Source organism: Streptomyces niveiscabiei (assembly GCF_001419795.1).
In the GTDB taxonomy this organism is placed as follows: Bacteria; Actinomycetota; Actinomycetes; order Streptomycetales; family Streptomycetaceae; genus Streptomyces; species Streptomyces niveiscabiei.
This window is the reverse complement of sequence record NZ_LIRL01000043.1, coordinates 1-10,112: the sequence shown is the minus strand read 5'-3', so window position 1 is coordinate 10,112 and position 10,112 is coordinate 1. Positions and strand designations below refer to the sequence as shown.

10 protein-coding genes are annotated in these 10,112 nt (G+C 71.5%); 6 read left to right on the top strand and 4 right to left on the bottom strand.

Features of this window, described 5'->3' with window-relative positions:
* The 6 genes from AOK24_RS02945 to AOK24_RS02920 all read left to right on the top strand — a co-directional run.
* The coding region (locus AOK24_RS02945; protein WP_478078752.1) for a type 2 periplasmic-binding domain-containing protein at window positions 1-780 on the top strand (780 nt) is incomplete at its 5' end.
* Entirely contained in the window at window positions 777-1,685 is a 909-nt protein-coding gene (locus AOK24_RS02940; protein ID WP_055718473.1) for a carbohydrate ABC transporter permease, read from the top strand. The genes AOK24_RS02945 and AOK24_RS02940, both read left to right, overlap by 4 nt.
* Entirely contained in the window at window positions 1,682-2,623 is a 942-nt protein-coding gene (locus tag AOK24_RS02935) for a carbohydrate ABC transporter permease (protein ID WP_055718472.1), read from the top strand. Before AOK24_RS02940 ends, AOK24_RS02935 begins: the two co-directional genes overlap by 4 nt.
* Window positions 2,624-2,649: 26 nt before the next feature.
* The gene (locus tag AOK24_RS02930; RefSeq protein WP_055718471.1) at window positions 2,650-3,552 is read left to right on the top strand and encodes a 5-dehydro-4-deoxyglucarate dehydratase; all 903 of its coding nucleotides are present in this window, start codon (window positions 2,650-2,652) and stop codon (window positions 3,550-3,552) included.
* Window positions 3,549-4,799: a glucarate dehydratase family protein gene (locus tag AOK24_RS02925; RefSeq protein ID WP_055718470.1), complete on the top strand. Its 1,251-nt coding sequence runs from the start codon at window positions 3,549-3,551 to the stop codon at window positions 4,797-4,799. Before AOK24_RS02930 ends, AOK24_RS02925 begins: the two co-directional genes overlap by 4 nt.
* Window positions 4,800-4,817: 18 nt before the next feature.
* Complete coding sequence (locus AOK24_RS02920; protein ID WP_079056651.1) at window positions 4,818-5,189, top strand: PPOX class F420-dependent oxidoreductase; 372 nt, start codon at window positions 4,818-4,820, stop codon at window positions 5,187-5,189.
* Between the two features lie 73 nt (window positions 5,190-5,262).
* Here AOK24_RS02920 and AOK24_RS02915 read toward each other — a convergent pair whose 3' ends face one another.
* The 4 genes from AOK24_RS02915 to AOK24_RS02900 all read right to left on the bottom strand — a co-directional run.
* Window positions 5,263-8,028, bottom strand: a complete 2,766-nt coding sequence (locus AOK24_RS02915; RefSeq protein ID WP_240553620.1) for a dienelactone hydrolase family protein — start codon at window positions 8,026-8,028, stop codon at window positions 5,263-5,265.
* Between the two features lie 162 nt (window positions 8,029-8,190).
* A complete protein-coding gene (locus AOK24_RS02910) occupies window positions 8,191-8,595 on the bottom strand; it encodes a Zn-ribbon domain-containing OB-fold protein (RefSeq protein ID WP_055718474.1) in 405 nt (134 codons plus the stop codon).
* Between the two features lie 97 nt (window positions 8,596-8,692).
* Window positions 8,693-9,370, bottom strand: coding sequence for a TetR family transcriptional regulator (locus AOK24_RS02905; RefSeq protein WP_206191134.1), 678 nt, complete (start codon window positions 9,368-9,370; stop codon window positions 8,693-8,695).
* 71 nt (window positions 9,371-9,441) lie between these two features.
* Window positions 9,442-10,112: tetrahydrofolate dehydrogenase/cyclohydrolase catalytic domain-containing protein (locus tag AOK24_RS02900; protein ID WP_055718466.1), on the bottom strand; the 671-nt coding region annotated here is incomplete at its 5' end.

Here is a 10,112-nt window from a genome sequence, read left to right as displayed (position 1 = left end):
GACGGCGACGGCAAGAAGGACACGTACGGCATGGTCGTCCCGGGCAGCGCCCAGAACGGCTACGTCGCCTGGTGGGGCGCGAGCTACCTGTGGCAGTCCGGCGCCCGCGTCATCGAGCCCACGAAGAGCGGCGGCTACCGGCCGGTCATGGACTCCGACGCGGCGGTGAACGCGGTCACCTGGCTGAAGAAGAACCTGTTCTGCACCAAAGACAACGCTGTCATCCAGCCGGGCGCGATCACCGCGATGACGAGCAACGCCACGAACTTCCAGGACGGCAACGCCGGGATGTACCTCACCGGCCCGTACAACATCGCCACGTTCGACACGGTGCTCGGCAAGGACAAGTTCGAGGTCGTCCAGGCCCCCGCCGGCCCCGCCGGCAACAGCGACGTCCTGGCCGACGGCGAGAACGTCTACTTCGGCGCCAAGACCGGCAAGGACAAGCAGGAACAGGCCCTCGCCGCGTTCCTGGTCTCGCCGGAGGGCCAGCGGCTGGCCATGACCGGCGACCACCAGCCGGTCGTCCGTATCCCCGTGAACTCCACGCTGAACGCGGCGACCGTGCACGACGACCCGCGCTGGGGCGTCGTCCAGAAGGCCTACGAGGACGCCTCGGTGCAGTTCCCGAACGCTCTCGACTGGGCTCCCTTCCGCCAGGACACCGCCGACGCGCTGAACTCGATCTTCACCTACTGCGGAGGCGACGTCCGCTCCAGCCTCAAGGAGCTGAACGAGACCCTCGCCGGTGACCTCAAGGACCAGGACCTGCTGAAATGACCGCGACCACCCCGACCCCGGTGCGCCGCGCCCGGGGGATCAGCAAGAGAAGCGTCCTGCCGTGGGTGTTCCTCGCCCCCGGTCTGCTCCTCGCCCTCGTCTTCAAGTTCTGGCCGATGGCCAAGGGCATCTGGCTCAGCTTCTTCAAGGTGCGCCCGTTCCTGGGCGACCAGTGGGTGGGCCTGGACAACTACACCCGCGTGCTGTCCGACCACCGCTTCCAGGACGCCGTGGGACACACCCTGCTCCTCGGCATCGGCCAGTCCCTCGGCGGCATCCTCGTCGGCTTCGCGCTCGCCCTGCTCCTGGAGGGCCAGAGCCGCTCGCTGAAGATCGTCCGCACGGCCGTCTTCCTGCCGGTCGTCACCGCGACCGCGGTCGTCGGCGAACTGTGGCGGCTGATGTACTACCCGACCTCGGACGGCCTGATCAACCACGGCCTGGGCTTCCTCGGCCTCGGCCCGACCCAGTTCCTCGACAACCCCGGCACCGCCCTGTGGTCGACGATGGCCATGGGCATCTGGATGAGCGCCCCCTACAACATGGTCATCATCCTGGCCGGCCTCGCGGGCGTCGACCGCTCCCTGTACGAGGCCGCCGCGATGGACGGCGTCTCCCTGTGGCAGCGCCTGCGCCACATCACGATCCCCGCGATCCGCCCGGCGATCGGCATCGTCCTCACCCTCGCCGCCATCCGCGGCCTGCGCGTCTTCACCGAGGTGTACGTCCTCACCGGCGGCGGCCCGGCCGGCTCCACCGAGGTCTGGATGACCCGCGCCTACACGCTCGGCTTCACCCGCAACGACATCGGCGGCGCCTCAGCGGCCTCCGTGGTCCTCCTGTGCGTGACGCTCCTGCTGACCGTCACGGTCAACTACTTCCGCAAGAGGGGAGACGCCCGATGAGCGCACCCGCCATCGACCCCGTCAGCGCGCCGCAGGCCCCCGCCCGCAGCCGTACCGCCAGAGCGGCCCGCACCACCCCGGCCCGCTTCGACACCGCGCTCGGCTGGAGCGACCGCCCCGGCGTCGCCTGGGCCCTGCGCGTCCTGCTCTGCCTGATCGCGCTCGGCGTCTTCGCCGCGCCCTTCCTGACCATCTTCGCGGGAGCGTTCAGCAAGAACCCCAGCGGCTCCGACCTGTCGTTCCTCCCGCACCACCCCACGCTGCTCAACTTCACGGTCGCAGGCGAGCGCAGCATCTGGGACTACTTCACGAACTCCCTGGTCATCGCGGGCGGCGCCCTCCTGCTCCAGCTCGCCGTCTCGGTACTGGCCGCCTACGCGCTCGCCCGGCACAGGTTCCGCGGCCAGGCCCTCGTCCTCACCCTGTTCATGCTGACGATGATGCTGCCCGAGGAGGTCATCGCGATCCCCCTCTCCCTGGTCCTCGGCCACGTCCCCGTCCTCGGCCTCGACCTGAAGGGCACCGCGTTCGGCGTCATCCTGCCGCTCGGCGCCTGGGGCTTCTCGATCATGCTGCTGACGGAGTTCATGAAGGACATCCCCGTCGAGATCGAGGAGGCCGCCCGCCTCGACGGCGTCGGCGAGTTCCGCATGCTGTGGCAGGTCGTCCTCCCCCTGTGCAAGCCGGCCCTCGGCGTCGCGGGCGTCCTCGGCTTCGTGATGATCTGGGACCAGTACCTGCTGCCCCTCATCGCCTCCAAGGACCCCACCGACTACACCGTCACCGTCGCCCTGTCGGTCCTGCGCACCGACCCCGAGGTCGGCTCCGGCGTCCTGCTGGCCGGCGCGGTCATCGCCCTGGTCCCCAGCCTCATCGTCTACCTGCTCCTCCAGCGCTCGCTGGTCACCGGCATCGCGGCCGGCGCCACCAAGGGCTGACCTCGACACCCCCACTGAGAGAAGACATGAAGTTCCACGGAGTGCTGTTCTTCCCGGTCACCCCGTTCGACAAGGACGGCGCCCTGGACGAGGACCTGCTCGCCCAGCACATCGACAACGGCGTCAAGGCGGGCGCGGGCGGCGTCTTCGTCGCCTGCGGCACCGGCGAGTTCCACGCCCTCACCCCCGACGAGGTCGAACGCGCCACCCAGGTCGCCGTCAAGACCACCGCCGGACGCGTCCCGGTCCTCGCCGCGGCCGGCGGACCCACCCCGGTCGCCCGCGACCACGCCGTACGCGCCGCCCGCGCCGGAGCCGACGGCATCCTGCTGCTCCCGCCGTACCTGGTCACCGCGCCCCAGCAGGGCCTGGTCCGGTACGCCGCCGAGGTCACCGCCGCCACCGACCTCCCGGCGATCTTCTACCAGCGCGGCACCGCCCGCCTCACCGAGGACACCGCCGCCGAGATCGCCGCCCTGCCCAACGTCGTCGGCCTCAAGGACGGCCTCGGCGACCTGGAACGCCTGCACCGCATCGTGCGCCGCGTGCGCGCGAAGCAGCCGGAGTTCCAGTTCTTCAACGGGCTGCCCACCGCCGAGATGACCGCCCCCGCCTACCAGGGCATCGGCGTCGGCCTCTACTCCTCGGCCGTCTTCGCCTTCGCCCCCGAGATCGCCCTCGCCTTCCACCGGGCCCTCGCCGAAGGGGACACGGCGCTCGTCGCCACCCTCCTCGACGAGTTCTACGCCCCCCTCGTCGCCCTGCGCGACGAGGTACCCGGATACGCTGTCGCCCTGGTCAAGGCCGGAGTCAAGCTGCGCGGCCTGGACGCCGGCGGCGTCCGCGCCCCCCTCGTCGACCCGACCCCGGACCACCTCGACAGGCTCGCGAAACTCCTCGACCACGGACTGGAGACCGTCGCCGCATGAGCGCCACCCGCATCCGCGAACTGATCATCACCCCGATCGCGTTCTCCGACCCCCCGCTCCTCAACTCCAACGGCTGCCACGAACCCCTGGCCCTGCGGATCATCCTCCAACTCGTCCTGGAGGACGGCACGGTGGGCCTCGGCGAGTCCCCCGGCGGGACGGCTCGTCTGGAGCGACTTGAGATCGCCGCGAAGACGGTCGTCGGCATGGACGTCTTCGACGCGACCGCGATCGGCAAGGCCATCGACGCCGCGCTGCTTCCCACGGTGCCGTCCTCCCACGAGCGCGGCTGGACCCACTCCGCCGTCGAGGTCGCCTGCCTCGACGCCCAGGGCAAGCTCCTCGGCCGCCCGGTCAGCGACCTCCTCGGCGGCAAGGTCCGCGACTCCGTGCCGTTCGCGGCGTACCTCTTCTACAAGTGGGCCGAGCACCCCGAGCTGAACGGCCGCCCCGCGATCACCGACGACTGGGGCGCCGCCCTCGACCCCGCCGGGATCGTCGAGCAGGCCCGCCTCATGCACGAGCGGTACGGGTTCACGTCGTTCAAGCTGAAGGGCGGCGTCTTCCCGCCCGACGAGGAGATCGCCGCGATCCGCGCCCTGGCCGAGGCGTTCCCCGGCCGGCCGCTGCGCCTGGACCCCAACATCGCCTGGACCGTGGAGACTTCGCGGTACGTCGCCGAGCAGCTCGACGGCGTCCTGGAGTACCTGGAGGACCCGACCCGGGGCATCGAGGGGATGGCCGAGGTCGCGCGGACCGCGCCGATGCCGCTCGCCACCAACATGTGCGTCATCGCCTGGGAACACCTCAAGCCGGCCATCGAACAGAACGCGATCCAGGTCCTGCTGACGGACCACCACTACTGGGGCGGCCTGCGCCGCACCCGTGAACTCGCCGCCGTCTGCGAGGCGTTCGGCGTCAAGCTGTCCATGCACTCCAACTCGCACCTCGGCATCAGCCTCGCCGCGATGACCCACGTCGCCGCCGCGATCCCCAACCTCGACCACTCCTGCGACACCCACTACCCGTGGAACAGCGGCGACGAGGTCGTCGTGGGCGGCCCGCTGAAGATCGAGAACGGCGAGGTGAAGGTCCCGACCGGACCCGGCCTCGGCGTCGACCTCGACCACGACGTCCTGGAACGCCTGCACCGCCGCTACCTCGACTCCGGGATGCGCGGTCGCGACGACACCGGCTACATCCGTAACTTCCAGCCCGAGTACGAGCTGAGGCTGCCGCGCTGGTAGGTCCCTAGACTGCTGGACATGACACAGGAACTGGCCGCGGGGAAGTACCTCCTCATCACCAGCTACCGCAAGAACGGGACCGGTGTCCCGACGCCGGTGTGGGTGGTGCCCGACGGTGACGCGCTGGGCGCGTGGTCGGCGGCCGACTCCTGGAAGGTCAAGCGGATCAGGGCACGCGGCGACGTGCTGGTCGGCCCCTGCGACGCCCGGGGCAACCCGACGGGGAAGCAGGTCCCGGGCACGGCGGAGATCTGCGACGCGGAGACGACGGCCCGCTACCGGACGCTGATCGCCCGGAAGTACGGGCTCCTCGGGCGGCTCACCCTGCTCGGGAGCAGACTGCGGCGCGGGCTGGACGGCACGGTGGGAATCCGCATCACGCTGACCTGAAAGCTGAGATGAAAGCCGGCATGAAAGAGGGGTACGAGCCGCACGGCCCGTACCCCTCATCCCATGCGCGACGTCAGGACGCGTCCGTCACCGTCCCGACGACCCCCGTCCCCGGGAGCTCCTTGCCGTCCTGGTCGGTCAGCACGGCCCGCACCGACTCCACCGGCTCGGTCACCGAGTCCTTGACGGTCCGGATGTCGAAGTCCCCCGTGGTCTTCCCGGCCTCGACGGCCACCCACACCCAGACGTCCGCCTGGGACAGCGCGCGCTCCGGGTCGGGCTTCTGGCCCGAGTAGTCCGCCAGCCACTGCGGATCGACGTCCTTCGTGGACAGTTCGGTCCCCTCGGTCACCGGCACGAGCCGGATCGGGTGCCAGATGTCGACGTCCACGGCCGCCGACTGCGTGACCCGCCACAGCAGCGTCCCGCCCTCGGTCACCGTGTCGGTCACCGGCACCAGCGTCGCCGTGGGCGCCGGGTCGTCGTTCTGCGCGGTGACCCCGCCCCGGTGCTTGCCGACGACCGCGCCGCGCACCGCCTTGACGGCGATGTCCTGCTGCCGGTCGGGCCCGAACCGGGTGTCGCCCTTGACCGTCACCGGTACGTCGATGATGTTCGCGCCCGGCCGGACGGTCACCACCTTGTCCGTGGCCTTCCCGGACTCGGCGTCGAGGACGTAGTAGCGGACCTGCCCGCTGCCCTTCCCAGACACCTTCACCGGGATCCGGTAGGTACGCGTCCCGGAGTCACCCTCCAGGACGGTGAGCCGGCCGACGTCGACGCGCGGCATCGCGGCGACCTGCGCGGCGGGGGTACCGGCACGCCAGCCCCACGCGTCGATCAGCCACGCCTTGCCCGCCTTCGAACGCGGCGTGATCTCAAGGGACTTGACGCGCTTCAGGTCGAACGTCCTCGCCGTCTTCAGCGGGACCCGCACCTCGCGCGCCCAGTAGGACGCGGTCTGCGCGGAGCCGGGCAGCCCGTCCACGGTGACCTTGCCGAGCCCCGCGCGCCGGTTCGCGGAGTCGACGAGCGTGACGTCGAACTGCGTGCCCCGGGTGTTCGGCGGGACGAACACGCGCAGGGCGACCGAGGAGGAACCGGCCAGCGACAACGGCTTCGCGGGGGTGATCCGCGCCGCCGTGCCCGGCTTGGTCCAGGAGACGGCGACCGCGCGACGGCCGCTCTCCCGCTCGGTGTCCCACTGCGCGAAGTGCGGCGAGGAGCCCTTGGCCCGGTCGAGCCCGCAGCCCTTCTTCGCGTCGGGGGTGACCTCGTCGCACAGCCGCGCGCCGGACACGCTCACCGCGCCGTCGGGCAGGAACCCGGCACCCCGGTTCGCGCCGACCGCGTGCGTGAGGACCTGCGCCTTCCCGGCGGAGGCGGCGCGCACGGCACTGCCGTCGAGGAGCGGGCGGACCCGGTCGTCGCCGCCGACGAACAGGCGCGCGGCGGCGGCGATGTAGACCGCGCCGGCCTGGTGCTGCTGGTCGGCGGTGAGGCGGGTCGCCTTGCCGGGGGTGCAGACCGGGTCGGGCTGGTCGGGGTCGCTGCCGAAGTCGTCCCAGGCGGGGGCCTGCGCCTTGCCCGGCGTCCACTCCGTGTTGAAGTAGTTGTGGTTGGCGCCGGCCACGTACACCGCGCTGTGCAGCGCCTTGCCGTTGCTGACGCCGCGCGTGCCGTCGACGTACACCTCGCCCTGGAGGTCGGAGACGTCGCCGTCGCAGCCCGGGAGGATCGTCGCGGACGGGACGTCGGCCACCGGGTTCTGGCCGAAGATCGTCGGTCCGATCAGGACGGTGCCGCTGATGTGCCAGCGCGCCTTGCCGGGCGCGCCGTCCTCGGCGGGCGGCGGCGGGTAGAGGCTGTCCATCGCCGCGCGGTTGACGCCCTCGCCGCCGCGCGAGTGCCCGACGAGGAGCACCTTCGACAGGTCGGTCTTGGGCGCGCTGCGGACGACCGCGGGTGCGGACGACGGCTTCGCGGCCCAGGCGGCCCAGTCGGCCAGGTGGCGGCGGACCAGCGAGGAGCGGGCCTGGGCGCCCGCGTCCTCGGCCTCCCAGTCCTGGCCGTTGATGCCGTTCGCGGAGACGGAGACCGTCACATAGCCCTGGGACGCGAGGAGTTGCTGGTCCTTCACGTACCCCTGGTAGCTGGGGATCTCCTTGAAGCCCTTGGCGCACGGCCAGTCGCCGGTGGTGGCGTCGTCACCGCCGCCCGGCTTGAAGCACGTCGAGTGGCGGCCGTGCAGGAACAGCGCCACGGGACGCTTCCCGGCGGCACCCTTCGGCGCGATCACCAGGCCCCGCATCTCCACGGGCACCTTGAAGCCCGGGAGTTTCACGGAGGGCAGGGAGTACTCGCCGCGCGTCGTGCGGTACGGGCCAGGCTTGCCGGGGTCGACCGGGTTGGCCGGCAGCGCGGGGGCGGCCTGCGGGGCCGCGGTCTGCGGGGCGGCGAGGGAGGGCGAGGACCCGGACTCCTCGGCATCCAGGCGGCGACCGCTCGCCTGCACCTGGAGCCGCGTCAGCTGCTCGGCCTGCGCGGCGTCGTCGAGGGGGAGGGTGAACGTACGGCCGTCGGCGGCCGGTTCGGGCAGGCCCAGGAGCCGGCCGTTCGCGTGGAACTCCACGCGCGCGTCGCCCATGGGCACGGGCTGCGGCGCGCGCCACAGCAGATCATGGCCGGATATTCGCCAGCCGGGCGGAAGCGTGTTCGCCGCCTGCGGCGCGTCGTGCGCCGCGGCCAACCCCGGTGAACCCGCCAGGACCGCGAGCGCGGCCACAGCGGTGACACCTATTCGCCGGGAACGGGACAAGGGAGTTCCCTCCTCGCACATGGAGTGCGGGCGTCCCGTCGGAACCGGGTGCCTCGCACGTCACTGAGGATGCGAAGCATGTCCTATGGGTTGGCTGTGGGAACTCTGTTCGGATCAACAGCCGACGGTTTTCGGCCAGTTCTGAAACTTTCAAGAAGCTGTCGGGTCGGACGCCCGGCCCAACTACCAGGACCGGTACGGCTCGTCGACGAGCTGGAACACCGGCTCGCCCCGCACCGGGTCCTGAGCGGTCGTCAGCCGCACCCGGTCCCCGCTGTGGATCCCGATCGCCGGTCCGATGACCCGGCCCCGGACGACGAACCCCTCGGCCATCTCGACCATCGACACGTTCCGCGCGGCCGGGGTGTTGCGGTGCACGACCGTCGAGTGCCGGACCGTGCCGGTGCCCTCGGCGCGCTCCGTGCGCAGGTCGCTGCCCCGGCACACCGGGCACAGCAGGCGGTGGTACATCGCCGTACCGCAGTAGTTGCAGCGCTGGTAGAGGATCGCCTCGTGCTCGGCGGCGCGCCGGTCGAGTACGGCGGCCCCGCCGGCCGCCCGCTGCGTGGCGTTCGTGTGGTGGTACACGCTGATCGACTCCCTGCGCTCGCCCGGACGGAACACGAGCAGCGTATGGCACTCAGTGCCAGTCGTAAAGGCACTGCGTACCCCAGAAAGCTGCGTTTCAGCCGCGGCCGAGGGTCGTCTCGATCTCCTGGACCACACGCCAGAGCGGCGCACCCCGCCGGGAGACGACCACGACGACGTCCTCGGCGTCGTCCTGCGCGCGGGATGCGGGCGTGGCTTCGGGGGAGGCGTAGGTCGACTGGACGTACTCCAGCGCGTGGTCCACCATCGCGCTCGCGTCCCCCGTGCCGTCCGAACGCAGCCACGACCGCAGGGCGTTGTTGTGCGCCGCGACCACCGCCGCGGCGATGACGTCCGCGCGCAGGATCCCGTCCGGGAGCCCGGCGAACCGCTCGCGCAGATACTCGGCCAGCGCCCGCTCGTACCGCCACACGACCGACAGCTCGTAGGCCCGCAGCCCCGGGACGCGCTTGGTCAGCCGGTAGCGCTGGACGGAGAAGGAGGGGTTCTCGGCGTACATCCGCAGCACCAGGCGGGCCGCGTCGCACACCCGCCGCACCGGCTCGAACCCCGGCTCGTCCTCGGCGAGATACGCCGTCATGTCGGCGAGGCACCGCTCGTGGTCGGGGAAGACCACGTCCTCCTTGGACGGGAAGTACCGGAAGAAGGACCGCCGTCCGACCCCGGCGAGCGCCACGATGTCGTCCACCGTGGTCTGCTCGTACCCACGCTCCAGAAACAGCCGGAAGGCCGCCGCGACCAGCGCGTCCCGCATGGAGGGCTTGCTCATGGCAGGGAACGTAGCACGCGATGGCACTGAGTTCCCTGCCATGGAGGTACTGAGTGCTACTGCCGCTCGGCGGCCTCCACCACGTTCGTCAGCAGCATCGCCCGCGTCATCGGGCCGACCCCGCCGACCGGCGGCGAGTAGGAGCCCGCGACGTCGCTGACGTCCGGGTGGACGTCGCCGAGGATGCCCTCGACCGTGCGGGTCAGGCCGACGGACAGGACGGTCGCGCCGGGCTTGATCCAGTCCGGGGTGACGAGGTGGGCGACGCCGGCGGCGGCCACCACCACGTCGGCGACGCGCGCGTGCGCGGCGACGTCCTGCGTGGCCTCGTGGCACAGCGTCACCGTGGCGTGCTCGGTGGAGCGCGTCAGCATCAGGCCCAGCGGGCGGCCGACGGTGATGCCGCAGCCGATGACGCAGAACTGCTGGCCGGTGATGGCCACGTTGTTGCGGCGCAGCAGGTCGATGATGCCGCGCGGGGTGCAGGGCAGCGGGCCCGGGATGCCGAGGACCAGCCGGCCGAGGTTGGTGGGGTGCAGGCCGTCCGCGTCCTTGCGGGGGTCGATCAGTTCGAGGACCGCGTGCGTGTCGATGTGCGCGGGCAGCGGGAGCTGGACGATGAAGCCGGTGCAGGCCGGGTCCTCGTTGAGGCGCAGCACGGCCGCCTCGACGTCCGCCTGCGAGGCGTCGGAGGGGAGTTCGACGCGGAGGGAGGCGATGCCGACCT